Below are 25038 nucleotides of genomic sequence, written 5' to 3'. Positions count from 1 at the left end.
CCGGAGTGGACGCATCACTGGTGTTCGGGTTGTCATGCCAATGGCACTGCCCGGTAGCTAAATGCGGAAAAGATAAGTGCTGAAAGCATCTAAGCACGAAACTTGCCCCGAGATGAGTTCTCCCTGAGACTTTAAGTCTCCTGAAGGAACGTTGAAGACTATGACGTTGATAGGTCGGGTGTGTAAGCGCAGCGATGCGTTGAGCTAACCGATACTAATGAACCGTGAGGCTTAACCTTACAACGCCGAAGGTGTTTTGGCGAAGAGACGAACAATCAAAATTCAGCCTTGATACAGATTAACAGAATTTGCCTGGCGGCTTTAGCGCGGTGGTCCCACCTGACCCCATGCCGAACTCAGAAGTGAAACGCCGTAGCGCCGATGGTAGTGTGGGGTCTCCCCATGTGAGAGTAGGGAACTGCCAGGCATCAATTAAGAAGAACCCCGTACCGAAAGGTGCGGGGTTTTTTGCTTTGTGCGTCAGAAATCATGGCGGATGGCGGCTTCGCCTTATCCTGCCTGCAAAATCCGTAGGCCCGGTAAGCGCAGCGCCACCGGGCAGACCTGGCCGCACGATCTTACTGGAAAGAGATACAGGAATATAAAAACAGGGAAGGTTTTGATAAACGCAGAAAAGCAAAAACCCAGCCATAGGCTGGGTTCTTTAAATAGTGGTGCCCGGACTCGGAATGAATTTTGTTTTGTAATTGCATTGATTAGTATGGTTTTTATTTTGTTCCATAAACTTTGAGGCCCCCATTAAGGCCCCCTTCTGCATAACGTCAAAATTTGATGGTTGAACAGGAACTTTTACATCCATCTGAATGCTATTTGATGGCAAGGGGTAGTGATCTACTACGGAATCGCAGTGAGCACCATCAGTATTTGAAAATGATACCATAATCAGCTTCCTCAGTGTTTAGTGGGCAACGCCCCCGGATAGTGCCGGGCAATGATGTCATTCAGCTTATCGACCAGCTCTGGTCGCTTAAAGGTGATATGCGCCGTTCCCTTCTGAAAATACTTAATCACAAATATCTCATCCTCGTAACGATTGCTGTGCCTGTTCTCATGGATATGGTCTCCCAGGCGACGGGTAACGTCAGCACGGTTGTCGGGAACAGGTTTTCCATCGAGAAGCATCAGCATGCGCTCAAGGTCGGCCAGGCGATCACGCTGCCAGCCCCAGTTCAGACCAAATCCCCAGCGGTCATGTTTCACGAGACCATTGACGATGATCTTTCTCCCAAACCGACACGGCGAGTTCGATTTGTAATCCCAGCTCAGCCCCTTAAACACGTTAATCACGCCACGTTCAAAGACTTCACCTTTATTCAGATGTAATTGTTTAAAAGTGCTAAGGATATTTTCTTCACTGATAGCAGGAATATCGTCTTTCTCCAGGCTGTTGTACCACTCGTTGCGGGCCTGCGCGTCCATGAGCGCCAGCATTCCAGACTTATTCATCAGGTCTTTCCAGATGCTGCGATCGATGTTGCGGGTAATGGCCTTCATCGCTGTTTCAGGTTTCTCCATCAACCAGCAGTCGTAACGGTATTGCCGTACTCCCCATTCATTGGCTTTACCGCCGCCGATGCTGCCGGTCAGTGTCGATATTTCGTCCAGTTTGCTGATAAGCGCTTCAATCTGTGCCAGCGCAGCGTTACGCCCGCTGACGATGCGTTCAATACTGGTGGAGCAAATCACGTCGGTATGGTCGGTTAATACTTCGGCTTCTGTCTGCATGTTAAATTCTCCATAAATAGAAAAGGCCCGTAATGAATGCGGGCCAGGTGTTGTGTGTCAGTGGGTTCAACGGGATAGCAGGTAAAACAGAAGCGGAATTATCGATCGATGATTCCGATCGATTTTCGAATATTGATCTGCAAAATGAATTATCCCGCTTGGTTGTCCCTGTGCCACAATCCCGAAAACGAATTTAATTGATTGTTTATCAATCCATTTCCTGTCTTAACGAGGGGCTGCCGCCTTTTGTTCTGCGAACACGGAAGCGAAATAACGTAACGGAGATGTGATGAAAAGATGCACGCGCTGTAATAAGAAAAGGGGTGTCCTGGACCGGATTTTTGGACTCGATAAAGATTACTGCGACGACTGCCTGATGACGGTTAACAAGGAAATCAGAGAAAAGCGCACCGTATCTGAGCCAGTCCCTAAATCGCCGGAACGATCTTCCTGACAATGGCGGCCATACGCCAGTGACTGACAGCGCTGACCACTTCATTTTAATAAAATTTACTTACCAGATGAAAAACACTATTAATATCAGCGTTATTATCCCTGTCTTCAATGCGGCTGGCAGTATTGGTACTCTTGTTCATACCTTGCTGAGTGAAACCACCATTCGCACGGAGGTGATAGCCGTGGATGACGGCTCTACCGACGGGACGTGGGATATTCTCAGTGCTATCACCGATGAGCGGTTGATTCTTATCCATCAGGAAAATCAGGGCGTGTATGCCGCACGTAACGCTGCGCTGGAAATGCACCGTGGTGAGTGGGTGGTGTTTCTGGACGCCGATGATCAGGTAGCCGACGGATTTTTGCAGGAACGATTGCACGCGGCTCATGAAGCTCAGGCCGATGTTGCCGTGTTCAATGGCTGGCGGGCCGACGGTACCGGTCACCAACTCGCCCCCGTACACCGCAAACAACCTTACGGTCAGACGCTCACCGGCCATGAGTGGATACGCCATTGCGTGAAACAGCGCGAATGGCCGCACTACCTGTGGCTACAGCTCGCTCGTTCGGCGTATATCCGCAAGCATGACCTGCGATTCCAGGAAGGTAAAAGCCACAAAGATATTCTCTGGACAATCCACCTCGCAGCCGGAAACGGCCGGTTTTATTTCGCAGATCGCAGGGACTACACCTACATAAGCAATCCCGCATCCATTACCCATCGTCAGGATTATTACGATATCCGCGCGGCCAGCTATATTGATGTGATCGCGGAGATTCTCGCTCTCAGTACGCAACAGCAACACAGTGCTACACGACGCGCCCTGGTCAGGCATGCTCTGGTAGAGTGCCGCCATTTTCTCGGACTCTACCGTCGCAGAGTCAGTAACCAGCAAGCGCTGCGTATCAGCTTTTACGCACGGATAACCTTTCGCCAGTTACTGCCCGGCATAAGCAGCCTGAGCGATGCTTTTTTCCTCCTGAAGCTGGCTCGTAAAATTTATTACTCTCCCGTTTCGTCAGGACAGCAACGATCGATATAAATCAAAGCGCCAGCCGTTGAGCTGTCGCGCTCAAAGTATAGTTTGCTGGCTAATCTGTCCTGGACTGTTGCAGAAGCTGAAGATGACGGAGATCGCGAACATCTTTGAGCGCCTGTTCAATCCAGGGCAACAGGGCTACTGAGTCGGTGTTATCTTCGTCGTTGTCGAAGATGATCTCCGTATCGCAATCGATATTGTCCCGCAGCCAGCCAATCAGAATGTTGAGAGCGGCTTCAGTGGTTAATTCTGGCATTAGAACTCCATGTGGTGATTGAGGCTGGGTTACCAGTCAAAGGTAGCAACGCCGGGCAACACTTCGCCACAGGCATCAAGGTGAATAATGCCAGCGGAGTAACGGCGCATCAGCGTTACCACCAGGCGACGACAGGCTTTCGACAGGCCGAGACGTTTGAGGCGTAATACCGGAAACGACCACGCCCCCAGGTGGAGCAGATAGCCCGACCCGGTGTACAGAATCCACTCGCTGTCGCCAAAGTCTTCGTTCTGGTGTGAAAGGGAAAACAGCAGAGTGTTATCGGCTTCGGTGATATGCGCGGTACTGCACTGGATACCGTTAACGCGGGCTATGGGCGGAAGCGGATCTTCAACGACCAGCTTTCCTGGAGCATCAGCAACACGAAGTGAATAACCGTTGTCACAGACCACATTGATCAGGTCAGCCAGTTCAATCCCATCGATATCCACGACGATCCGGCCTATGTTGAGGGCCAGTACATTGATGCTATCGGCCTCCACGGTGAAGGACAGCTTCATTGAGTCGCCCCGCTGTATTTGCCGGTAGTGATATCGGTCACTACTTTGTAATCGTTGCGGGTCATCAGCCCGGTGGCTTTGCGGGCGCGGAGAATATCGATACTGGTGAGAAGTGGCGACTGGGTTTCTGTGTTAAAACCACTGCGATCGGTACGTACCAGATCGTACTTTTCCACGATAAAATTCACGGCGTCGCACAGTGAGATACCGGCTTCGATATGTTCCTTGATCACACCATCATTGCCGAAAGGCGTGTCGTTGAGCGTCAGGCCGTAGTGACGATCCAGCAGGTGGCTCAGAAGCCGTTGCCAGATCTCCACCGGTGACGGGCGTGGTGAGGTCTCCCCCGTTGAGGATAGTTGTTGAGTTTGCATAGCTGGATCTCTTTGTTGATGGGTTAAAACGAAGATAAGTAGCAAGAAGATTTACGCGGTTGTTGCAGGTGTTGGGTAAAGCGCAATATAGACATAGCCGAAACTACCCAGGGTGTTGGCATCGCATGTCAGCCCTTTTGCGTAGAGCGTGACACCGTGCTGATGGCGGGGATTGAGTTCACCGGAAACCAGCATCAGTTCAAGCTGTTTAAGCAGCAGCGGAAATGTCTGGTCGAGATGGCGTAAATCCGCGTCACTAAAGGTGCCGGTGATACTGGCGCGGTCAGCCAGGTAATGCAGGTGGTTGTTCTCCTGCACCAGGCGGGCGCCAAAACAGGGCGTTATACTGCGTTTAAGCCCCCACCAGGGTTCAGGGATATCGTGGTTTACGGTTGTTATTGTATTCGACAATTTAGCTCTCCTTAAATTTGAGTTAATTCAGCGTGACGCTGCGTAATACGACATAGGGGCCGTTGCGGTCCTGACGACGTTCTGCGAAGACCGCGAGTACACCGCTGATATCCTGCACTTCCCGACCGGCGTAGTGGCAGATGCTGCCGGACCACGTGTATTTCCCGGTACAGAAGCGAAACAGTCGGGACTTAGGGTGCTGGCGGTATATCGCCATTGCCTGGCGTTTACTGATAATCTTCATCGCTATTTTCCACCTTAAAGCCAGCCTCTCTCAGAAAACGAGACGATTTCCATACCCCCCACCACCAGGTGGTCCAGCAGGCGAATATCGACCAGATCCAGCGCTTGCTGAATATGCGTAGTGACCTGACGATCAGCATTGCTGGGCTCAGCGTGCCCTGACGGATGGCAGTGAGCGACAATAATCGCCGCCGCGTTATGCTTCAGACCAGCCTTAACCACTTCGCGGGGATGGACCTGCGTATGGCTGATGGTGCCGGTGAACAGCGTTTCGTGAGCAATGAGGCGATGCTGGTTATCGAGGAAGAGCACGGTAAACTCTTCGCGCTCCAGTGAGGCAAGCTGCAGACGCAGCCAGTCACGGACGGCATGACTTGAGGTAAATGACGCGCCGGGTTCGCGTAACTGGCGCTCCAGCAGGGCCAAGGCTTCCCTGACTGTCTGCTGGTCGGCAGGGGCTAATTCACGGGCAAACAGTGGTAACTGTTGTTCCATAGCAGCTGACCTCAGTCGATGATGTGCATGATAGCGCTGCATTCCGCGTGGTTGAGCGCGTAGTCCCGCAGACGGTAATAGTGCTCCGTCATGGCGTCGCATTCGGTGCGCATGGCGTGGTGGCTGTAAGTCATCAGACAGACGGCTATTCCGGCGGCCTCACTGCTGAGTTCGCCACCGTTGCCATTCATGGTGTTGAACAGTGACCATTTATCATCGGCTTCCTCATTTGCTTCCGGGGCCATAAATGCGCCGCCGTTGCTCAGCGTATAAAAATTCCAGATGCCGCCGCTGTAGTCCGCGCAGAAGCGGTCCATCCAGGCAAAGACGGTGGGTTCAAGGATTATCCACTGCGGTATGTTGCCGAAGTGCTGTGGCCAGAAGCCAACACGCTGTTCGTCCTGTACGAGGGTGGCGGTCAGTGTGGAGACTTCACTGGCAGATTTCTGGCGTAACAGGTTGTTATCGTTAAGGTTGATAATGTCGGTCATGTCAGTTGTTCCTTTTGTAACGGTCATAAGCGCACTCCCGCTGAGCAGGAGCGTGTAAGTCGCTTGATTTTTGGTAACAGGCGCGCCGTTTTACCGGCTGGTGATATCTGCAGGTAGTGCGTTCAGGCGTAACTGTGGGCAGGATTGTGCATAGCCATCGGCATCGCACTGTGAGGGCCAGATGCCGTCAGCCACAGACAATCGGCACAAGCTGAGTTCGCCAGGCCGGTAGCAGAGATTCCTGCACCAGGCGCAGAGGTCATCGTCGGAGATGGAACGGCTGCCGGGCTGGTTTTGCAGGGAGACAGGCCAGATTTCTGCCTGGTGAGCATTAGCAGGAATGTGCTGCATCAGCTCAGGGCCTGCTGCAGTTCTTCCGCCATCACCCAGAGCGCACGGTTGAGCTTAACGTCGCCATCAATCCCGTTTACTGCGCGGGTGTGAGTACGTTTACCCTTTGCGGTGCGTCCGCTCAGTCCGCCTTTCAGCAATGATTCCTGAATACGGTTATAAACGGTCCACAGGTCGTCCTGACGATCTTCATATCTGCGGGGTGTCAGTATCTGCGTGGCGGTGACCGGCTGGTGTTCTTCACCAAAGCGGTAGGTCAGTGCGGCGTTTGCCAGGGCGTGTTGTGCAGGTGGTGGTAACAGCAGCGACTGCATGGCATCGCGTTTCTCTTCCACTCGATCAAAGACGCCGAGTACTTCATACGCACCTTCAATCACTTTCCCGGCCACATCGCCACGATGCGGTACACGAATTTCACCGAACGACTGTCCGCAGACGAGCCCGTTGGTGCAGATGGCCCTGAACAGCCCCGGCAGCATCTGGTATGAACTGCTGCCATCGTGTGAGTTAAGCAAAATGATTTCGGGAACCTGCTGACCGGTTATCTGGCCGGTACGACGCAGGCGCAGCAGGTGTTTGGTGTGCTCCCGGCGGCCCGGGTCTCGAACGCGTGACTGGCAGGCGAAGAAGGGTTCAAAGCCTTCGCGCTGAAGGTTTTCGAGCAGGGTAATGGTGGGTATATAAGCGTATTTTTCGCTCCTGGATCCGTGGCAATTTTCACTGAAGACGCTGGGAACGACCTGCATCAGTTCTTCACGGGTTAACGGACGATCGCGGCGGATCTGATTTGTTCGCCCAAAGTGGCTGGCTAAACGCATAGTTAATTCCTTATGGTTGATTTAACGGCATAAAAGCAAAAGCCCCTGCTCCGTGAGGAGGCAGGGGCGGTGTACATTATGGAAAACAGCTAAAATTCAGAGAGGGTCGAGAAGCTGTAGTATCTGCGTCATCAGTGCGGTTATCAGTGCGCTAACCAGAAGCGTCACGGCTTCCCTGGCGGCATCAATGCTGTCGTCATCGTAACCGGCCTGACGAAAGCGGATTTCAATATATTGTCGGGCCTGATGCCCGCCACACCAGGTCAGTGCCTGACCCAGGGCGGTCACCAGCATTTTCAGAAAGGTCATAGGATTGGCTCCGGACTGCGCAGAGGCAGCCCGTGGGTGATGTGACATTTTTTAACAGGTGATTTTAAATCAGAGCTGGAAGGCTCAGTGGTAGGTGTAACGCCATCCTCCCTTATCAGTAGTCACGATGACTTCTGAAGCCACGCAGTTATTATAAAAATTCACTTTGACTGACTGACCGTAGTGCAGGGTGGCAGGCAGAATAGTTTCTTTGTTCACGGAGGACATAAACTTTTTGTTATCGATGCGACAATTACCCCGGTTCACGTCTATGTTTTCAACTTTGATACTGTCATCCAGGGAGGTGACCACTACAGTGACGTAGCGCGTTCCGGCGGGGTGAACCTGATTACTGGTCTCCACTTTTATCGGAGGCGTCGGAGCGGCCATCACCGATGCCGGCAGTAAAAGTAAAGCGGGTATCAACCCGTATTTGATATTCATAATGTATTCCTTAGAGGAGCCACGCCAGAGCGCTGATACCCGTCTTTTGGGTTAAAGCTGATATAAGCGCAGCTGCGTGACAATGTGCTGAGGGTTACGGTTGAGGTGGGGTATCGGACGTCGTCTGAACCTGCTGATGAATAATGCGGTGCTTTGCCAGGGCCTGCGGCATATCGTTGATGCAGTAGTTGATGTAGAAAACGTTGAAAACCACGGTGTAGAACGCGTTCATCTTCAGGTCAAAGCGGAAGGTGTTCAGCGCATAGTGACGCAGTGCAGTACGGGCTTTGAAAGCCCAGACGACGTACATGACGGCACAGGCAAGTGACAGCACCGCACTTAACCCCAGCAGGGCATCGCTGGTCGGGTCGTAGCCTGCGAGGTCCGGAGAGGCCATTGCCGCCATCTGTCGCCCGACGCCAAAGCAGACGGCCAGCCAGATGATGAACAGATTGCCGTAAAGCGGATATCCCGTTGTCTCGCTGATAATCTCCTGCTTTTTGTACAGCCAGAGCAGCGGCCAGACACCGAAGGTGACGATGCTGAGCAGAACAAAATGCAGGGTGGGTGTTGCCAGTCGCTGGCTGAGGAGAGAAATATCGTTCATACAACATGTATCCTTACTGGTTTTAGTGATAAGTCAGACGATTGCCTGACATTCAGGGTCAGAGTGCGAATTTTGATACGCACCCGTGAGTGTTAAAGGCGGGCAGGACTTTACCGGCACCATTCAGTGTGAACAGGGCAGGGCGGACGCCATCACCGATGACCAGCACCTGCTTACCGGTGCGCAGTGCGTTCCAGGCAAACGTGAGGCCGTTATCGCCTGCATGATTGTCAGAGTCGCTGATGTCAATGGGTTCACCGCCGTCAACCCGGACCTGAAGCGTTTTGCCGCTGTCCATGCTGACCTGTAGTCCCGTGGCGTCCGTGAATATGACGCTGGCAGGCTGAGAGCCGTAATCATCGCAGGCCAGATACAGCTGTGACTGCCCCTTACCCAGAATCACAAACTCAGACGTCCCCTGGGCCCAGCCCTTGCTCCACGTCTCATGATTACCAAAGGCCTGTACCATGGTGGGCACCAGCGCACAGGTCAGCATTAAAGCGGTGTTTATTAGTTTTCTTTTCATTTCTTTATCTCCTTACCGGGAACCCGAAAGCACAGCTTCCGTACCGGGATTTTTATTTATCTGTATGATTTTTAATGAAACTCAGGTCGCTACAGAAAGCCCCTGAGGATTCTATAGCCACAAAAGTGCGGTGGATAACGATGAAATTCGATCGAACCGATCGACAAAATCGATCGTGGTTGAGCAAAATGCTTATCGAAAAGCAGGCAGATTTAACGATTACCTGGCCCTGTTGCAGAAGGGTGATGTGTATCTGAAAATTTGCTGGAAAGTGTGGGGCCTACAGGAAGGTGTGCTCAGTGGCATTTACGTTAAGCGGCCTTCGTCGCTGTGTGGATCCGGGGCATTATCTGTCGAATATCAGGTATTTTGCATGGCGTAAATGTTGCCTGTTAGACGGTTAAATTATGATCATATAGGTTGTTATATTATATGAGTGATTAACGTTAACTTGAGAGTAAAATAATCGATTTGTTTATCCTGAAATAACGTTGATTGATATTTTCTTCTTCTATTGTAGTTTTGTCGATATTAAGCTTTTGCCTGTCGGGTTGGTAATATACCTATATAGAAGGATATCACTGTATGGATGTTATTATCAGACTGTTGTTATTGAAATAAGAAGTGCAATTGACAGGGGGTTATTCTAAAGATTTCATTATAAGAATATCCTTATTCAACAAGTATTAAACACACTGTTTGCTGTGTCCAACTGAAGGGCATTACACCCACAGCATACTCCTGACAGTCATACAGTACGCAGGTGGTCTGGTCACAGACCTGCTATATCTCCTCATCATTCTTTAAAAGTAATTTATTACTCCAGTATTGTATCTTATTGAACAACTAACTTAAGGACATCACTTATGAGTTTCAATACGCACTACCACTACCCACTGAATCGGAACCATGTTAAACGTATTCAGGATACACTGAATAAATCACTTGATGAATATTCCCGTACATTAGTCCTGAGGGTCGATTTACGCCTGCCTGATTTCAATACTGCCTGTTATAACGCTGATTCATCGTTAATTACCCGATTCATTTCCTCCCTGAACGCTCAGGTTAATGCAAATTTACTGAACAGACAGAATGCAGGTAAGCGGGTTCACCCCCGCAGGATCCGTTATATCTGGACCCGTGAGTTCAGTAACTGTGGTAAGAAACACTATCATGTTGCACTGCTCCTTAATCGCGAAAATTATGCGTATCCGGGGAATTATCGGTCAGTGAACGGTGAGTATTCACACAATCTGGCCTTCATGATTATGGAAGCCTGGGTACGGGCACTGGAGCTTAACCATTCGCAGTATTACTCACTGGTGGAGTTTCCTGACAACGGTTATTACCACCTCAGTAAAAACAGTCCTGATTTTACTACGCAGTATGCTGTAGTGACGACTCGTATCAATTACCTGGCTAAAGAATACAGCAAGGACTATTCAGACGGTCAGCGTAATTTTGGCTGCAGTCAATACTAATTACGTATAAGTATTTTTTTATCCGTACCGCAGATGTTATGACAGAGTGCCGGATTAACATTTACCGGTGCTCCTGTCTTCCCTTTCCTTAAGACAGAGAGAAAACGTCATGACAACTGCTAACACTAATACCAGTCTGCTGAGTGATAAACTCGTGGATATGGCTTTTATCACTGAGTTCACCGGGTTAAGTGATAAATGGTTCTACAAATTAATACAGGAAGGACTGTTTCCTAAGCCGATTAAACTCGGACGTAGTTCACGCTGGCTTAAAAGTGAAATCGAAGCTTGGGTGCTGGAGCGTATTACAATCTCTCGCGATTTATAGCGGTGCTAACGCCTGTCGCAACCCGGTATAATGTTGCCAGAATACCGTTGTATATTCTTATAAAATAAATGGCATATTTATTTAAATATAATTTTACAGAGGTGTAGGGGATGGGAGTTGCACTCCTTCACCGCATTCTTGTGCTTTCGAATTTGAGAGTGTGGCGCATATCTTACAGAGAACGATTCTAAGGCGCGAAAGTAGAACGGCTGTTTTTTGAGCGTTTGTGTGTAATTTTTATAATTCAAACATATAAAAACCCGCTAAAACGTATGAAATAGCGGGTTTTAAGAATAAATAATACAGTAAAAGATAAATAATTGTTCGTTTATTGTACTGTCATGGCTGTGGTGCCCAGCCTTCATATGAAGGTGTTTTTGGTTTTGTAAATTATTTTTCTTTTAATCTGATATCTGATAAGTCGATGTGGAAACAGGGTCTGAAAGCTGTAGAGTCTGCCGCACGTATATTATGGGCGGGAGTGTTTCTTGGTTGCGGGTAGAGACCATCATGATTAAGTGCTGAAATATAAATGGTGTCGTTGGGTATTGAATTGTAGAGTATAACATCTCCCTGGCCAACGAGGTGATTCAGGACTGGCGTCAGCTTCTCCACCTTTCTTAGCTTATTTGGTCCATACTGTTCAATCTCACCTGTTGTTATGGCTCCGTTCTCTTTTTTAGAGCGGGACAGTATAAACTGGTACAGTTTAAGGACGTCCTGTGTAAATTCAATACGCTCAGGGGTGTCAAAGAAAATACGGTTAGTTGCATTCAGGTACCAGTCAGTGATTTCAATACAGTTATCCATGATATCTTCACTGATTTCATTTGCGCTCTCGTTGCAGATGTACTGAAAGATGGCAGCCATTCTTAGTGTATTTGTGCTGGATTTAACTGCATATTCGCGAATGTAATAAAGCTCGTTACCTGGTTTTATTTTATTTAATAATGACTCTCTGTGTTTCTTCCAGATATTAAGTGCATTATCTGACAGTGTTAACTGCGTTTTTGCTGTTTCATTATTATCAATGCGTTCTTTTTGTTTGCTAAGCAGTAAATCCAGCCTTTCATGAAATTCTCTGATTTCTGACCAGTGCTCTCCATGTGCTAATGCCTCAGCACCGTAGTGTTCAAGGTTATCCGTTCTGATGAATAAAAAACGGGATAAAAAGCCACTTTCTTTGAATATTTTACCGTGTACTTCCATAAAGCTTTCAAACACCCCGGGTTGTGTCATGAGTGACGCTGTTAAACAGGGCGTAAAATGACAGTCTATTGTTCCACCCCGACGGAAGTGATAGGAACTACCATCCCAGGCATTATTTAAAAAACCTATCTTGTTCTTGGGGCGATTACCAAAATAAGTTATCGCCTCATCGGTAATGAGCCCGGCATTGGGATATCGGCTGAGGCCATAAATCAGATCGGTTGCTGCAGTATCATTATAGATAATCTGAGGCGGTACTGGCTCCCAGGGTTTTGACCTGGTGTGCTCAACAATTTTTCTGGATTCGAATTCTCCATTGAAATTTTTGTCAATGGCCTTGCGGAGATTTCTAATGAGTGTTTTGTTCTTTATTTTCCACACCTCTATTTTTGCATCATAATCCGCTTTTTTATCACTGTATTCGTGCCGCATTCTTTCATCAAAATCATAGAAAGGTTTCATAATGATATTTTTGACAGTGGATTTCCCTGCACCAGATTCTGCAATTGAAAAAAAGTAGAGAGAGCAGGGTGTTGGTGTATTTGTGTGTGGCTGGATCACTTCAATGAGCGGCTGACAGGCAAGCGAAGCTGCGGTGAGTACGGTATTTGCGATTAACTCAACAGGGATTTGAGTGCCATGATGTAAGGCACCAAGAGGCTTCGATAATATTTCCGGGAAAAGATAGACCGGATAAGGAGGCAATGACCGTTCACTCGGATAGTCGGAAAGGTCAGGACGGGGGGCTCTGTCCACCCAGGTTAAATCATTTTTATTCACGTTGTACCCCTTGTTTATTTTCCTTTAAGCATAAAACAAAGGGCGGGTAAAATGCGATAGTGCTGTCTTTTAAGCGACCTGGATATCATCACGAATGTTCTCGTCGAAGGAAACTACTTTCATACTGGTTGCACTGGAGCGGGAGTTAACGGTTATGACCGTCATACTGACGGTACATGACGAAGTGCTGACCGAAGCCCCCGGCTATTTCCACGAATACCTGAGTACTCCGCCCGTCACTAGCCTCGCATGGACATTAGATCTGCCACTGTCTTCTGGTGAGTTCGGGGCTTACCATCACAAAAATAATCGATCTTTACATGCGCATGATTGGTGTGTATTGTTGTTTGTATACACACAAAACGGATGGGGTTCAGGTTGTATGAAAACACGTTCAAATATTATGCTGGATGATCAAATTAAACGCATCCTCAGCGAAATCGCTAAACAACAGGGCGACAGTCTGAGTGATCAGATTAATCGACGCTTATCGGCTTCTCTTACGTTAGAAGAGCGTATAGGGGAAAAACCAGAATGGATGAAACATATGGGACCCTATATTGCTACGCATTTTGCCAATATGGAGATCCCACTCCCACCTGAACTGCAGATTATCCAGGATCAAATGGATAACGCCGATAGTGCGATTTCGCAGATATTGCGGGTAAAAGACTACTTACGAGAGAAATTCAATGAAGTAGCTAAAACTATCTAACAATCACACTGTCGGGCAAGGATGTCTGTCTGTCCGTTGGTATAAGGGAAGTGGTCAGTGCACCGGAATGCAAAATAGTGCTGATGATGAACATGGATACGCCGGGCGTGGCGCAAAACGAATCATCCACTGATGGTGTGCAGCAGGAGGTGTATGCCATTATCGTCTTCAACGCTGGCCGATAATAACGCGTACTACAGGGCTGAGGGTAATGCGTTTCTCTGCAAAGAGGCCATATGCCGGTAAGACCAGCACATCGTCCTGCCAGTCCTGGTAGCAGATGCGCGATGTTAACCTGCGTCAGGTTAACCTCCCCAGCGTGGTGCTCCAGGTTCCTGCGTATCCCGCTGAATTCCACTGGTGTTATCCGCCTCCCCATAACATGCGCCCCCGCAACAGACTGAATCAACATCAGTATCAGCACGGGAGGTCGGGGCAGGGGGGCAGCGATTTTCGTCGGTATGCTGGTCATTCTGGCGGGCAGATGCCCGTGACCCGCCGCAACGAAAATTTCAGCGAGAGCGGTATTACCTGCTTTGACCCTGGTTTTTGCTGGCCTTGTTAATGACCCCGGTCCAGTAGGTTATTATGTTCCCAATGCGTTCGTGGTAAATGTTTTTGGCCGTGCGGGTATCGTCCAGGCTTCCCGGGAAACCATGAAGAAGAGCCTGCAGGTCCGCCGTCATATCGTCCAGAGACAGTTGCTGATAGACCGGCACCCATTCTTCTCCCTGCCGGATTTTTAGTGCCGGATTAAGAATATACTGCCCATGCAGCAGCCTCAGAAACAGCTTTTTGCCGTACGCATTTTTACTGCTGGCTTCGTGCTGTGAGAGCAGGCTGCTGATGTAACTCTGGCGTTTGCGGTTGGCGGGGAGAATGTCGTCCGGTAAATGGGCCACCCATTTTGCCAGCTGGGCGGCACTAAAGGCGAAATTGTGGATCAGCGCATTCCCCAGATGGGTATAGAACAGCGCCTGCATCAGCGTCACCAGGAACGTTTCCATATGCCGGTCGTCCAGTTTGATGAGCCGCTCGTTCACCTGCAGCGAGAGACTCTCTGGTTTCAGCAGCGCATACAACTGAGCGCTTTTTTGTTGTGCGTAACGCGGGGAGTGGATGGCGGTGGACAGAACGTGATGATAAGCCGCTAACCCGTCGTTGCCGGTTAAGCCAGGGTTGGCCCCCTTGTCAATGAGCTGCTGAACCAGCCCGGTGTTACCTACCCGGGCGGCGACCATCAGCGGGGTCAGGTTAAACGACGTGCGGTGATCGATGCCATAACGTTCAACATCCCGCAGTACGGCTGCCGGGTTGTTCATCGTGTACGTCCGGAAATACTTCTGCTCCAGCAATTGCAGGCTTTTTTCCCGTGGCTGCAGGGCGGGCTTAAAATCCGAGCGGTACAGGGCATTGAACATCGGGAACGCAGAATATATCAGGCTGTACTCCAGCGCCTGTAGCTGCGTGGCTTTGCTGGCGGTGCCGGTCAGTATCTGCGGCGTCCACTGGCGGGCTTCAGAAGGTTCAGTGATGTGCCAGGGCACGGGGCGCTGCTGGAGTATCTGCTCGCGGATTGCATCGGCCTGCTCCTGTTTCCCCTGCTTTTCCAGAAGATGGGCGGTTTTTTGCCATTCCTCAAGGCTTGACGCGGTTTCCTGAATATTCAGTTGCGCTTCCTCACGGGAGAGTGCCAGCAATGACCACAGGGGATGCTCCACATGCTGCTCGACGAGATACACGTTATGGGTGGCGCGGGTGAGCGCCACATACAGCGCGTTGGTGAAAAATTTATAAATTTCAGCCGAGCGGTCCTGTTTGTCGCGCGGGCGGGTATAACGCGGCGCTTCATCTTCAAGCGCCGCCGGGGTTATGCCCTCACAGATATCGTCAAACGCCTGGCGGGCATGGCTGACCATGTTGAATAAAATCACCGTTTCGTATTCCAGCCCCTTGGCTTCCTGGACCGAGAATATCAGCGGGGTGTTAAACCAGCGACGGGCCTGTTCTTTTTGTTCCTGATACATGACCACCACCGCTACGCGGTTTGAGCGTGCGGTTCTGGCGTTCAGTTCCTGTTTTATTGCCTCACGGTCTTCCAGCAGTCTGACGACGCCTTCCGCCTGACCGCAGCTTTTGACGAAGTGATGGCTTTCCCGGTCAATGGCGCTGAATCTCGCCTGCTTGAGTCGTAACAGACGGTTGGCAAGTGCGGTGACGTGCGGTGCGTTGCGGTAGTTTGCCTGTAAGATATTAATGGCGGCTTCATTGCCGCGATGCTGGTGGAAGAAAAGACTTTTGAGCGTACTCCAGGCAAAAAAGTTGGGGTGAACAATCTGATTGGCATCGCCGCAGAGCAAAAACTGGCCCGGGTGGCGTAAGGTTTTCAGGACCAGCAACAGCTGAACGGGGGTCATATCCTGGATTTCATCGATGAAAATAACATCGTAGCGGGGCGTTGCCAGCGGCAGGTACTGATGGCTGAGCAGGTTAGTATCAAAGTGCCGGGATTGTTTCAGCCAGGCAACGTAGCGCTCAAACAGCGAGTAGACCGTCTCTCGGTCATCGGCAGGGTAGAGCGACTGCCGGATACCCAGCGCCAGATAGTCCTCCCGGCGCAGCGGACCCGTATCAGACACGGTTGCCCCAATCACTCCCCGAAACTCTTCGTATAACGTATGGGCAGACCCCAGGGATGCCGTCGTCTTATTACGAGGCAACCAGTCGCTGAAAGCGCGGAAGGTCACCTCTTTGCCTTCCGGGATACGCAGGGTTTCCAGAAACTCACTCAGCGAGAGGAAGTCGATATTCTGTGCGCTATTTTCCTCGTGGCTGGTGGTATAGAGCGTACGGGCTTTTTCCACCAGAAAGGCGGAGAGGCTGAGATACAGAATGTCGCCGACGGCCTGCTTCATTTTCTCCAGTACCAGCGCTGTTTTGCCGCTGCCGGCCGAGCCGACAATCACCAGCGGCAGCGGGTGTTCGTACAACGCCTGCTGGTCATCATCAAACGACAGCATCTTATCCAGCCGGTGGAAGCGGCCATGCGACGGGTTAATGTACGTCAGGGGCTCAGCGTCAATATCATCAGGAGCCAGCACCGGCTGCAGTCGTTCTTCATCAATGACCACATTTTTGCGAATAAAACGCGACGTGTGGTAGGCATGGTTACGCAGATACTCCAGCACCAGGCAGACGGTTTCACCACGATAGCGGTAGAAGGAAAACAGCAGCCGGTCCCGGATGCTGAGGCGTGCCCGGTAAAGGTTAGTGTCAATTTTACGCACATCGGCCTGAATGAAATTATCCGCCGCGATGGCCTGCGCAAATTTTTTGTAGCCCGGAATACCTTCCGGATTGACGGTGTGGTAGAGGCAAATTTTCATGGCCGGTGACTCCGTGGCGAAAAAAAGAGCATTGATTTTACGGGGGAATAATCAGGTAAACAACCTCGTAAAGGTGCAGTATCCTGTTGCTTCGGCATCCCCGACATCAGCAGATTGACCACCGGAAGGTTCGTTCAGAAGGCTGCTTCTGAGCCACGTTCTCTCCCGTAGCCACGTCACATTCTCATCGACAGGCGGTTATTCCTCTCAGTCGCAACAGGTCTTCCCCGATCTCTGCTGCGCCGATATAATTTCTGAATGAAAAAAGTTCACGATACCTTACCCCCGGAACAAACCGTCACGGCACTGGCACATTTTGCATGGTGCGCCCTTGTCGCCTTACGTACCGCTCAGCAGGATGGTCAGGCGCTGTCGCCACTCAGCACGCACGCATTTTTGCTGCGCTGGCTTGCGACGGCACAGAAGCAAAAACGGTTTCCGCGTGCAATCGCATCCGATATTGAGCGTCTGGTGGTACTGGGGCGCCAGAAAGGTCCTGCCGCAAGCTTATTCAGCCGTCTGGAATATCTCTGGTCTTCGTGCTACGGACCGGTGTCTGCGCAGTCGGATTTGTACTGGTTGACGTATGCAATTGAACAGCTTAAATCGCAGGGCTGGGTCAATGCAGCGGTGAGTGACGGTGACTGGGACAATGAAGCGCTTCTGGTCCAGGAATACCGCGATACGGATGCACTGCTGGTAAGGAAGTCAGCACTGACCTGTGGATTTTCGGATGAGGGCAAACTGGTTGCACCGTTGGAATTTCTGGTGACGGGCAACCTGTCAGCATGTACAGAGGTTTTTCAGGCCCATGCCCTCCCGTCGGTCATGGTGGCGTTGAACCGGATCGTATTACAACCCGAGAAATAGAGCAAAAAACCTCAACGTATTACTCAATCTGATCACTGTCCATTCCCTGAATGGCAGGTATCCAGATCGTGCTCACCCCCTGGTATTAAGGTATGTGTTAAGGGCTGTCGTGAAATTTCCTTTCTTCTGACGAAAACAAATAAGCCCCGTTTAAATGAATAATAAGAAATGATGAAAACCTGAAAATGTCGTCAATTTTTCACTTGCTCAGTCACGTCTGTTTCTCATTTTTGATAAAAGTACAAAATCAGATATTTCACGTGATTGGTGGTATTTCGCACAGATATGTCCCCTAAGTTAAACTGATCATTTGCTGCACACCCTTATCCCATAAGGCTTGAAGGGGTTACGCAGGAAAATTATTATAAATCAGAAAGATGATCTTTTATTGTTAAAACATTAGAAACGTAAAGCTTTGTTACATTTTTTCATTTCCGATCTGGCAGGGAACGTTCCTACACTCCGGCTATTGGGTCTTATCCGAAATTTTCCATTTCAGACAAATGCTCAAAAATACAGTGTCGGCATGCTGGTGGATGGAATGCGCCCGCTTTTTAGTTCCGGGAATTTTATTTACGTCGGATGACGCGAACCGGAAAGTTGTTCTGGCAGGGTAATTTTTTCTTATTTATTTCTCACTGGCATTGACCGTTTCTATTACTCCATAGAACAGGGACAGCCATGTCTAACTCTTCCTTTCAGTCCGAAATCCCTAAAGCGCGTATTAATTTAAAACTTGATTTGCACACTGGTGGTGCGAGCAAGAAAACGGAGCTCCCCCTGAAATTGCTGGTGGCGGGCGACTTCAGTAATGGTCAGGAGTCTGCCCCCCTGTCTGAGCGCAAAAAAGTTGATTTGAATAAAAATAATTTCGACTCAGTGTTGTCCGAATATTCCCCGAACGTCAGTCTGACCGTTAAAAACACACTGGCTGATGACGGCAGCGAAGACAACATCAGCCTGACTTTCCGGAGCATGAAGGATTTCACCCCGGAGCAGGTCTCCCGTCAAATACCTCAGCTGAAAGCGATGCTGTCCATGCGCAATCTGCTTCGCGATTTAAAAGCGAACCTGCTGGACAACCAGGCTTTCCGTAAGGAGCTGGAAAAAATTCTGCTCGACCCGGCGTTAAGCGCAGAACTCCGCTCAGAGCTGTCTGCTCTCGCACCTAAACAGCCATAACGGTCACGATGATTTAACGGATTAAAAAGGAAGATGCTGATGTCTGTAAAAAATGAGAATGCGGCTGGTGGCGAAAGCGTGGTGCTGGAACGTCCTGCTGCGGACGGGGTTTATGCGTCCCTGTTTGAAAAAATCAACCTGAACCCGGTCTCTGAGCTGAGCGCGCTGGATATCTGGCAGGACGCGCAGGCGATGTCGGATGCGACTGCGGATGAACGTCTGACGGCGGGGATGCAGGTGTTCCTGGAATGCCTGACAAAATCGGGTTCAAAAGTTGAAAAACTCGACAAAAACCTGATTGACCACCATATCGCGGAGCTGGACTACCAGATTAGCCGTCAGCTGGATGCGGTCATGCACAGCGAAGAGTTCCAGGCGGTAGAGAGCCTGTGGCGCGGCGTTAAGTCGCTGATTGATAAAACCGATTTCCGTCAGAACGTGAAGGTTGAGTTGCTGGATATGTCAAAAGAAGACCTGCGTCAGGACTTCGAAGACAGTCCGGAAATCATTCAGAGTGGACTGTATAAACATACATATATCGATGAGTATGACACCCCGGGCGGTGAGCCGATTGCCGCGCTGATTTCTGCCTACGAGTTTGATGCGTCTGCGCAGGATGTTGCCCTGCTGCGCAATATTTCAAAAGTGTCTGCCGCTGCCCACATGCCGTTTATCGGCTCCGCCGGCCCGAAATTCTTCCTGAAAGACAGCATGGAGGAAGTGGCAGCCATCAAAGATATTGGTAACTACTTCGACCGTGCGGAGTACATCAAGTGGAAATCCTTCCGCGAGACGGACGATGCCCGCTATATCGGCCTCGTGATGCCGCGCGTGCTGGGTCGCCTGCCGTATGGCCCGGACACCGTGCCGGTGCGCAGCTTCAACTACGTTGAAGAAGTGAAGGGTCCGGATCATGACAAATACCTGTGGACCAACGCCTCGTTTGCCTTTGCATCCAACATGGTTCGCAGCTTTATTAATAACGGCTGGTGTGTACAAATTCGTGGCCCGCAGGCGGGTGGTGCCGTCCAGGACTTACCAATCCATCTGTATGACCTGGGCACCGGCAATCAGGTCAAGATCCCGTCAGAAGTGATGATCCCGGAAACCCGCGAATTTGAATTTGCCAACCTCGGTTTCATTCCGCTGTCCTACTACAAGAATCGCGATTACAGCTGCTTCTTCAGCGCTAACTCTACCCAGAAGCCGGCACTGTATGACACCGCGGATGCCACGGCCAACAGCCGTATCAACGCCCGTCTGCCGTACATTTTCCTGCTGTCCCGTATTGCGCATTACCTGAAGCTTATCCAGCGCGAAAATATTGGCACCACCAAAGACCGCCGTCTGCTGGAGCTCGAGCTCAACACTTGGGTGCGCAGCCTGGTGACCGAAATGACCGACCCTGGCGACGAGCTTCAGGCTTCCCACCCGCTGCGCGATGCGAAAGTGGTGGTGGAAGACATCGAAGACAACCCGGGTTTCTTCCGCGTGAAGCTGTATGCCGTGCCGCACTTCCAGGTGGAAGGGATGGACGTCAACCTGTCACTGGTTTCCCAGATGCCGAAAGCCAAATCGTAAGGCGAGGGGAAATCAGGGATGAAAATTCATCGTCCGTTATGGAACGAAGGGGCCCTGCTGGCCCCGCAGCAGTTCCAGCAGCAGTCTGAGTGGGACGCACTTTCCCTGGCCGGTGTTGCCGCCCGTGGCAGTGCGTTCCCCTGGGGCGTCGGTCAGATAGAGCTGGATGAGGCGATGCTGGCCTCCGGTCGGGTCCAGGCGCAGTCGCTGCGTCTGTGGCTTCCGGATGACACGCTGGTTGATACCCGGTTCAGCGACCTGCCACCGGAGCCGCGGGAAATCGAGGCTCCGGCTTCTGCCGGTAATGGCCCGGTGACGGTGTATGTGGCGTTGCCGGTTATGCAGGCCGGGATCGTGAATGTGCAGTCTGACACGGTGCCGGCAGAGCGTCCGCTGCGCTATCGGGAAGCCTGGGAGACGATCGCCGATCGTTTCGGCCAGGAAGAAGAGTCGATGGCGGTGGCCCGCTTTAATCTGGCCTTTCGTTTCGGACATGAAGACAACGGCGCATGGGATACCTGCGCCGTTGCCCGTCTGTTACGGGACGGGCAGGGGGGCTGGCGTCAGGATCCGGATTTTATCCCGCCAATGGCGCTGTTCTCGGCCAGCCGTGGATTGTGTGAGCGACTGGCGCTGTTAAACCGTCAGCTGCGCTCACGCCGTCAGCGTCTGATGTCCATGCGCCGCGAGAGTAATGACCGGATGGCCGATTTTGCGGTCGCCGACGTGTCGCTGTTCTGGCTGCTCAATGCCCTGAACTCTCATGCCCGTGTGCTCTCGGAATATGAGCGCTTCCCGGACCGACATCCTGAGCAGGTCTGGGCGGAGCTGGCGCGTCTTGCCGGCAGTATGCTGACCTTCTCGCTGGAGCATGACCTGGATGCCATTCCGGGGTATGACCACCGCCTGCCTGAAAACACCTTCCCGCCATTGTTTGATCTCATCAGCGAACTGCTGGAAGCAAGCCTGCCGTCACGCGTGGTGGCAGTCAGAATGGACCGGATGGATCCGGAAACCTGGAAAGCGGTACTGCACGATATCCGTCTGCGTGATGAAGCCGATTTCTATCTGTCAGTTCGTTCTAACCAGCCCGCCTGGCAGATTGCCGAACGTTTTGCGGAAGTCTGTATTGCCGGAGCCCCGGCAAATGTAGGTGAGGTCTCGGGCGTGGCCGTGGAAGGGATCGGCCTGATTGCGCTCAGCCGCGTACCAGCTGCACTGCCGGTACGTCTGGAGAATCAGTATTTTGTGCTGGATATGGAGAGCGATGCCGCGCGTGAAATGCTCGATCAGGGGGTTTGTGTGTTCTACGTTCCGTCCGTGCTTGGTGAGCTGGAGCTGGAACTGTTTGCGGTGCTGCGCTCATGAAAAAAGACACCGATATTGATGCCCTGATGGCTGAAACCTGGCTCACCGTGGCGCAGTTGCGTCACGGTGGTGAGGTCACCGATGGCCCGGCGCTTTACGCTGCCTGTAAAGGGCAGGTGGACAGCGTGCGGGAAGCGCTGGAGCGTGCCGGGTATGACAGTGAAAGCATTGATCACATCACCTATGCCCAGTGCGCCCTGCTGGATGAAACCGTCCTGAACCGCAAGCCTGTAGATAAGTCGCCTGCATTCGGGGCCGGTAAGCTGCCGTCGCCAGTGGCTGAAGAAGCAGACACCACTCCGGTCGTCACGCTGGATGCGGCCCAGAAAGCCTGGCGTTCAGCGCCGTTACAGACCGTCTACTTTGGCACCCTGCGTGCCGGTGGTGCGCTGTACGACCGTATCGCAGAAGTGTTGCGCCAGCCAGCTCCGGAGCCTGCGGTGCTGACGTGCTACCAGCGGGTACTGGCGCTGGGCTTCCAGGGGCAGTACAGCCTGTCCGGGGTGGGGCAATCCCGTCGTGATGAGGTGATCGCTGCACTTAATGAACGCGTCCCGGCGCTGGAAATTGCTGCCTCCCTGGTGGTGCACAAAACCGGACGACGTCGCTACAACCTGCTGCGCTCGGTTTGGTTCTGGATTGTGCTGGCCGTCGTGCTGACCGGTGCGGTGTGGCTGGGTGGTCATCTCTGGCTGCAGGACCTGCTGCACCAGCAACTGCCGGAGCTGCGCTGATGGGAGGACGAACGCTTGCCCGTGCGGCGTTACCGGTGCTGGTTTGTCTGGCTGCCGTGCTGTGGCTGGTATGGGGCTTTCTGGCCTGGGGGGGAACAGGTAAATCACTGCTGACGCTGGCGGCGCTGCTGGTTTGCGGGTGGATAATCCTCCGACGTTACCGTCACCTGCAGCCGGCTCAGCAGGTGGAGAATGCCGGTGACTTTCCACCGGAAGATCATACCGGACCGGTGGTGCTGGTCTGCGGGGATGTGGATGACAACATGTTCGCGCCGGGACCTTTCCGACGCACGACCCAGGGCTGGTACCTCCGGGTGGCAGAGCTGACTGAGCTGATGACGCTGGCCACCCGTTTGCTGGCTCGCTCCCCGGTAATGGCTGGTCAGCTGTCGGTGATGTACCGCTGCCTGCCGGACTGCCATGACGACGAGGCGCAGCTGCGGGCGTCCCTGAAAGCACTGCGCCTGCAGGTGAAGCAGCTTCGCGGACTGACCGGGTATGACGTTCCGGTGGTGCTGAATGCAGAATTCAGTGGCCCGGAGACGCCGTGGATAGTGGTACGGGGTACGACGTCTCTGGTGTGCCCGGAAGACGAACCGGCGATGACGCTCAGTGAGTGGCAGCGTACGGCACAGACTGCCACCGTTCAGCCGTTTCTCACCCAGGCCACCGCGATGCTTCACTCGGTCATGCTGGATGAACTGGGCAAATCCGACCGACTGTGTCCGGCGATACGCCCGTTTGCCGTCACACTGCGTCTGGGGCTGATACAGACTGCTGCCAGCGCTCTGTGGTCGCAGTGGCTGTTCCGCCTGACCCGCATTTCTCCTGCGATCCGTGTCTGTGCGCATGAGCAGCGCTGGCATTTTGCCGATCCGGTGTTGCCGCTGCTGATACCGTACACCACACCGTTACAGGGCGGTAAAACCGGACGTCTGGTGGTGGTGGTCCTGATGCTGTGCGCACTCGGTGCCCTCGCGCTGTCTGTTATGCATAACCAGACCCTCATCCGCCGGGTGGCTGCCGATCTGCACCGCTGGCAGGCCATTCCGATGGATCACTACGCGCCGAAAGCCCGGTCGCTGCACGCCCTGCAGCAGGATGCATTGCTACTGGAGCGCTGGCAGCGTCAGGGGGTTCCGCAACGCTATGGTCTGGGGCTGTATCCGGGCGAACGCCTGTGGCTCGCGGTTCAGCAGACGATTGATACGTATGTGCCACCGCCGCCGCCACCGAAGCCGAAACCCAGACCGGTACCGAAGATTATTCGTCTCGACAGCATGTCGCTGTTCGATTCCGGCAAGTCCGTGTTGAAGAGCGGTTCGACCAAAATGCTGGTCAATTCCCTGGTGGGGATCAAGGCCAAACCGGGCTGGCTGATTGTGGTCAGTGGTTACACCGACAACACCGGTAACCCGGAACTGAATCAGACGCTGTCTCTGAAGCGTGCTGAGTCGGTACGTAACTGGATGCGGGATACCGGTGATGTGCCGGAAAGCTGTTTTGCGGTGCAGGGCTATGGCGAAAGCCGTCCCGTCGCAACCAATGACACCCCGGAAGGGCGTACGCTCAACCGTCGTGTCGAAATCAGTCTGGTACCGCAGGCCGACGCCTGCCAGATACCGGGCAAACCCTCAGCGTCATCGCAGGATGATGACGCATCACAACACAATGGAGAGTAATTCCATGGCAATTCCTGTTTATCTCTGGCTGAAAGACGATGGCGGCGCGGACATTAAAGGGTCTGTTGACGTTCAGGATCGTGACGGCAGCATCGAAGTGGTGGCGCAGGATCATAACCTGTATATCCCGACCGATAACAACACTGGCAAGCTGACCGGTACGCGTATCCACACGCCGTTCAAATTCACCAAAGAAATCGACTCCTCCAGCCCGTACCTTTACAAGGCGGTGACCACCGGTCAGACCCTGAAGTCTGCGGAATTCAAGTGGTACAAAATCAACGACGCAGGTCAGGAAGTCGAGTACTTCAACACGAAGTTAGAAAACGTGAAAGTGGTGAAAGTGAATCCGGTCATGCATGACATCAAGGATCCTTCTTACGAGAAGCACAACCACCTTGAGCAGATCGAGCTGCGCTACGAAAAAATCACCTGGACCTACAAAGACGGCAACATTATTCATTCCGATTCCTGGAACGAACGCGCCACCGCGTAAGTCACGAGCGGACGGAGTCTCTCTGTCCGCTTTTTTGTTTTGCATAACGCCTGCCTCGCGGACGTTCTGCAAAGCAGCCATACATTTTATCAGCACTGACCTTATGGGCATCGGTTAACGGCCAGGGGCGGTAGC

26 protein-coding genes, 2 rRNA genes and 1 pseudogene are annotated in these 25038 nt (G+C 52.0%); 13 read left to right on the top strand and 16 right to left on the bottom strand.

Translation table 11 applies throughout. The features are described 5' to 3' along the window. Positions 1-239: ribosomal RNA gene (locus P349_RS0124405) — 23S ribosomal RNA — on the top strand; the annotation flags it as partial. A gap of 72 nt (positions 240-311) precedes the next feature. Next, positions 312-427 (top strand): 5S ribosomal RNA (gene rrf, locus P349_RS11950). A 485-nt stretch (positions 428-912) separates the two neighbouring features. Here rrf and P349_RS11955 read toward each other — a convergent pair. Further along, positions 913-1746 (bottom strand): DUF4942 domain-containing protein, encoded by an 834-nt coding sequence (locus tag P349_RS11955; RefSeq protein ID WP_032648611.1) that lies wholly within the window; start codon positions 1744-1746, stop codon positions 913-915. 521 nt (positions 1747-2267) lie between these two features. Here P349_RS11955 and P349_RS11960 point away from each other — a divergent pair. Further along, positions 2268-3245 carry a glycosyltransferase gene (locus tag P349_RS11960; RefSeq protein WP_050597499.1) on the top strand — a complete coding sequence of 326 codons (978 nt, stop codon included), beginning with the start codon at positions 2268-2270 and terminating at the stop codon, positions 3243-3245. 49 nt (positions 3246-3294) lie between these two features. On the opposite strand, the gene P349_RS11965 is transcribed toward P349_RS11960, so the two are convergent. The 13 genes from P349_RS11965 to P349_RS12020 form a co-directional block, all read right to left on the bottom strand. Further along, positions 3295-3498: a DUF957 domain-containing protein gene (locus P349_RS11965; RefSeq protein ID WP_032648613.1), complete on the bottom strand. Its 204-nt coding sequence runs from the start codon at positions 3496-3498 to the stop codon at positions 3295-3297. A 29-nt stretch (positions 3499-3527) separates the two neighbouring features. Further along, positions 3528-4019 (bottom strand): DUF5983 family protein, encoded by a 492-nt coding sequence (locus P349_RS11970; protein ID WP_032648614.1) that lies wholly within the window; start codon positions 4017-4019, stop codon positions 3528-3530. Beyond that, complete coding sequence (locus P349_RS11975; RefSeq protein ID WP_032648616.1) at positions 4016-4393, bottom strand: TA system toxin CbtA family protein; 378 nt, start codon at positions 4391-4393, stop codon at positions 4016-4018. Before P349_RS11975 ends, P349_RS11970 begins: the two co-directional genes overlap by 4 nt. Positions 4394-4444: 51 nt before the next feature. Then, positions 4445-4804 carry a type IV toxin-antitoxin system YeeU family antitoxin gene (locus P349_RS11980; RefSeq protein ID WP_032648618.1) on the bottom strand — a complete coding sequence of 120 codons (360 nt, stop codon included), beginning with the start codon at positions 4802-4804 and terminating at the stop codon, positions 4445-4447. Positions 4805-4826: 22 nt separating this feature from the next. Further along, positions 4827-5048: a DUF987 domain-containing protein gene (locus P349_RS11985; RefSeq protein ID WP_032648619.1), complete on the bottom strand. Its 222-nt coding sequence runs from the start codon at positions 5046-5048 to the stop codon at positions 4827-4829. A 14-nt stretch (positions 5049-5062) separates the two neighbouring features. Then, positions 5063-5542 carry a RadC family protein gene (gene radC / locus P349_RS11990; protein WP_032648621.1) on the bottom strand — a complete coding sequence of 160 codons (480 nt, stop codon included), beginning with the start codon at positions 5540-5542 and terminating at the stop codon, positions 5063-5065. An 11-nt stretch (positions 5543-5553) separates the two neighbouring features. After that, a complete protein-coding gene (locus P349_RS11995) occupies positions 5554-6033 on the bottom strand; it encodes an antirestriction protein (RefSeq protein ID WP_050597496.1) in 480 nt (159 codons plus the stop codon). Between the two features lie 90 nt (positions 6034-6123). Beyond that, positions 6124-6384, bottom strand: coding sequence for a hypothetical protein (locus P349_RS25440; protein WP_071995300.1), 261 nt, complete (start codon positions 6382-6384; stop codon positions 6124-6126). Further along, positions 6384-7202 (bottom strand): DUF932 domain-containing protein, encoded by an 819-nt coding sequence (locus P349_RS12000; protein WP_032648623.1) that lies wholly within the window; start codon positions 7200-7202, stop codon positions 6384-6386. The genes P349_RS25440 and P349_RS12000 overlap by 1 nt, the downstream gene beginning before the upstream one ends. A gap of 96 nt (positions 7203-7298) precedes the next feature. Next, a complete protein-coding gene (locus tag P349_RS12005) occupies positions 7299-7511 on the bottom strand; it encodes a hypothetical protein (RefSeq protein WP_032648625.1) in 213 nt (70 codons plus the stop codon). A gap of 84 nt (positions 7512-7595) precedes the next feature. Beyond that, positions 7596-7955 carry a hypothetical protein gene (locus tag P349_RS12010; protein ID WP_032648627.1) on the bottom strand — a complete coding sequence of 120 codons (360 nt, stop codon included), beginning with the start codon at positions 7953-7955 and terminating at the stop codon, positions 7596-7598. 94 nt (positions 7956-8049) lie between these two features. After that, entirely contained in the window at positions 8050-8562 is a 513-nt protein-coding gene (locus P349_RS12015; protein ID WP_032648629.1) for a DUF4234 domain-containing protein, read from the bottom strand. Positions 8563-8620: 58 nt separating this feature from the next. After that, entirely contained in the window at positions 8621-9088 is a 468-nt protein-coding gene (locus tag P349_RS12020) for a hypothetical protein (RefSeq protein WP_032648631.1), read from the bottom strand. A gap of 866 nt (positions 9089-9954) precedes the next feature. On the opposite strand from P349_RS12020, the gene P349_RS12025 reads away from it, so the two are divergent. Then, entirely contained in the window at positions 9955-10572 is a 618-nt protein-coding gene (locus tag P349_RS12025) for an inovirus Gp2 family protein (RefSeq protein ID WP_032648632.1), read from the top strand. A gap of 109 nt (positions 10573-10681) precedes the next feature. Beyond that, complete coding sequence (locus P349_RS12030; RefSeq protein ID WP_032648634.1) at positions 10682-10900, top strand: helix-turn-helix transcriptional regulator; 219 nt, start codon at positions 10682-10684, stop codon at positions 10898-10900. Positions 10901-11290: 390 nt separating this feature from the next. Here P349_RS12030 and P349_RS12035 read toward each other — a convergent pair whose 3' ends face one another. After that, entirely contained in the window at positions 11291-12889 is a 1599-nt protein-coding gene (locus tag P349_RS12035) for a YfjI family protein (RefSeq protein ID WP_193745663.1), read from the bottom strand. A gap of 154 nt (positions 12890-13043) precedes the next feature. Between P349_RS12035 and P349_RS26815 the strand changes: the two genes are divergently transcribed. After that, the gene (locus P349_RS26815) at positions 13044-13604 is read left to right on the top strand and encodes a hypothetical protein (protein ID WP_238550737.1); all 561 of its coding nucleotides are present in this window, start codon (positions 13044-13046) and stop codon (positions 13602-13604) included. 659 nt (positions 13605-14263) lie between these two features. On the opposite strand, the pseudogene P349_RS12040 reads toward P349_RS26815, so the two are convergent. Continuing rightward, positions 14264-16990: pseudogene (locus tag P349_RS12040) on the bottom strand (hypothetical protein); the annotation flags it as partial. A gap of 258 nt (positions 16991-17248) precedes the next feature. On the opposite strand from P349_RS12040, the gene P349_RS12045 reads away from it, so the two are divergent. The 7 genes from P349_RS12045 (at position 17249) to hcp (ending at position 24903) form a co-directional block, all read left to right on the top strand. Further along, positions 17249-17860 carry a DUF2913 family protein gene (locus P349_RS12045; RefSeq protein WP_032648640.1) on the top strand — a complete coding sequence of 204 codons (612 nt, stop codon included), beginning with the start codon at positions 17249-17251 and terminating at the stop codon, positions 17858-17860. 681 nt (positions 17861-18541) lie between these two features. Continuing rightward, complete coding sequence (gene tssB / locus P349_RS12050; RefSeq protein WP_032664111.1) at positions 18542-19042, top strand: type VI secretion system contractile sheath small subunit; 501 nt, start codon at positions 18542-18544, stop codon at positions 19040-19042. Between the two features lie 33 nt (positions 19043-19075). Beyond that, positions 19076-20623 carry a type VI secretion system contractile sheath large subunit gene (gene tssC, locus P349_RS12055; protein ID WP_032651245.1) on the top strand — a complete coding sequence of 516 codons (1548 nt, stop codon included), beginning with the start codon at positions 19076-19078 and terminating at the stop codon, positions 20621-20623. Positions 20624-20641: 18 nt separating this feature from the next. Beyond that, positions 20642-21991, top strand: coding sequence for a type VI secretion system baseplate subunit TssK (gene tssK / locus P349_RS12060; protein ID WP_032651247.1), 1350 nt, complete (start codon positions 20642-20644; stop codon positions 21989-21991). Further along, the gene (gene tssL / locus P349_RS12065; protein WP_032651250.1) at positions 21988-22725 is read left to right on the top strand and encodes a type VI secretion system protein TssL, short form; all 738 of its coding nucleotides are present in this window, start codon (positions 21988-21990) and stop codon (positions 22723-22725) included. The genes tssK and tssL overlap by 4 nt, the downstream gene beginning before the upstream one ends. Continuing rightward, on the top strand, positions 22725-24407 hold the full coding sequence (locus P349_RS12070; RefSeq protein ID WP_032651253.1) for an OmpA family protein: 1683 nt from the start codon (positions 22725-22727) through the stop codon (positions 24405-24407). The genes tssL and P349_RS12070 overlap by 1 nt, the downstream gene beginning before the upstream one ends. A gap of 4 nt (positions 24408-24411) precedes the next feature. Then, complete coding sequence (hcp, locus tag P349_RS12075) at positions 24412-24903, top strand: type VI secretion system effector Hcp (RefSeq protein ID WP_032651254.1); 492 nt, start codon at positions 24412-24414, stop codon at positions 24901-24903. The last annotated feature ends 135 nt before the right edge of the window (positions 24904-25038 follow it).

It is taken from the genome of Enterobacter sp. DC4 (assembly GCF_000568095.1).
Lineage (GTDB): Bacteria > Pseudomonadota > Gammaproteobacteria > Enterobacterales > Enterobacteriaceae > Enterobacter > Enterobacter pseudoroggenkampii.
Note: the sequence above shows the minus strand (reverse complement) of the source record. Positions and strands in the feature narration are given on the sequence as shown.

Excerpts from the sequence above, each read along its gene's own strand:
- P349_RS11960 (WP_050597499.1), top strand. The coding sequence starts at position 2,268 with ATGAAAAACACTATTAATATCAGCGTTATTATCCCTGTCTTCAATGCG.
- P349_RS12070 (WP_032651253.1), top strand. The coding sequence starts at position 22,725 with ATGGGAGGACGAACGCTTGCCCGTGCGGCGTTACCGGTGCTGGTTTGT.
- P349_RS11955 (WP_032648611.1), bottom strand. The coding sequence starts at position 1,746 with ATGCAGACAGAAGCCGAAGTATTAACCGACCATACCGACGTGATTTGC.
- P349_RS12000 (WP_032648623.1), bottom strand. The coding sequence starts at position 7,202 with ATGCGTTTAGCCAGCCACTTTGGGCGAACAAATCAGATCCGCCGCGAT.
- P349_RS12015 (WP_032648629.1), bottom strand. The coding sequence starts at position 8,562 with ATGAACGATATTTCTCTCCTCAGCCAGCGACTGGCAACACCCACCCTG.
- P349_RS12010 (WP_032648627.1), bottom strand. The coding sequence starts at position 7,955 with ATGAATATCAAATACGGGTTGATACCCGCTTTACTTTTACTGCCGGCA.
- radC (WP_032648621.1), bottom strand. The coding sequence starts at position 5,542 with ATGGAACAACAGTTACCACTGTTTGCCCGTGAATTAGCCCCTGCCGAC.
- P349_RS12045 (WP_032648640.1), top strand. The coding sequence starts at position 17,249 with ATGAAAAAAGTTCACGATACCTTACCCCCGGAACAAACCGTCACGGCA.
- P349_RS11995 (WP_050597496.1), bottom strand. The coding sequence starts at position 6,033 with ATGACCGACATTATCAACCTTAACGATAACAACCTGTTACGCCAGAAA.
- P349_RS25440 (WP_071995300.1), bottom strand. The coding sequence starts at position 6,384 with ATGCAGCACATTCCTGCTAATGCTCACCAGGCAGAAATCTGGCCTGTC.
- P349_RS12020 (WP_032648631.1), bottom strand. The coding sequence starts at position 9,088 with ATGAAAAGAAAACTAATAAACACCGCTTTAATGCTGACCTGTGCGCTG.
- hcp (WP_032651254.1), top strand. The coding sequence starts at position 24,412 with ATGGCAATTCCTGTTTATCTCTGGCTGAAAGACGATGGCGGCGCGGAC.
- P349_RS12030 (WP_032648634.1), top strand. The coding sequence starts at position 10,682 with ATGACAACTGCTAACACTAATACCAGTCTGCTGAGTGATAAACTCGTG.
- tssL (WP_032651250.1), top strand. The coding sequence starts at position 21,988 with ATGAAAAAAGACACCGATATTGATGCCCTGATGGCTGAAACCTGGCTC.
- tssC (WP_032651245.1), top strand. The coding sequence starts at position 19,076 with ATGCTGATGTCTGTAAAAAATGAGAATGCGGCTGGTGGCGAAAGCGTG.
- P349_RS11970 (WP_032648614.1), bottom strand. The coding sequence starts at position 4,019 with ATGAAGCTGTCCTTCACCGTGGAGGCCGATAGCATCAATGTACTGGCC.
- P349_RS11965 (WP_032648613.1), bottom strand. The coding sequence starts at position 3,498 with ATGCCAGAATTAACCACTGAAGCCGCTCTCAACATTCTGATTGGCTGG.
- P349_RS26815 (WP_238550737.1), top strand. The coding sequence starts at position 13,044 with ATGACCGTCATACTGACGGTACATGACGAAGTGCTGACCGAAGCCCCC.
- tssK (WP_032651247.1), top strand. The coding sequence starts at position 20,642 with ATGAAAATTCATCGTCCGTTATGGAACGAAGGGGCCCTGCTGGCCCCG.
- P349_RS11975 (WP_032648616.1), bottom strand. The coding sequence starts at position 4,393 with ATGCAAACTCAACAACTATCCTCAACGGGGGAGACCTCACCACGCCCG.
- P349_RS12025 (WP_032648632.1), top strand. The coding sequence starts at position 9,955 with ATGAGTTTCAATACGCACTACCACTACCCACTGAATCGGAACCATGTT.
- tssB (WP_032664111.1), top strand. The coding sequence starts at position 18,542 with ATGTCTAACTCTTCCTTTCAGTCCGAAATCCCTAAAGCGCGTATTAAT.
- P349_RS12005 (WP_032648625.1), bottom strand. The coding sequence starts at position 7,511 with ATGACCTTTCTGAAAATGCTGGTGACCGCCCTGGGTCAGGCACTGACC.
- P349_RS11985 (WP_032648619.1), bottom strand. The coding sequence starts at position 5,048 with ATGAAGATTATCAGTAAACGCCAGGCAATGGCGATATACCGCCAGCAC.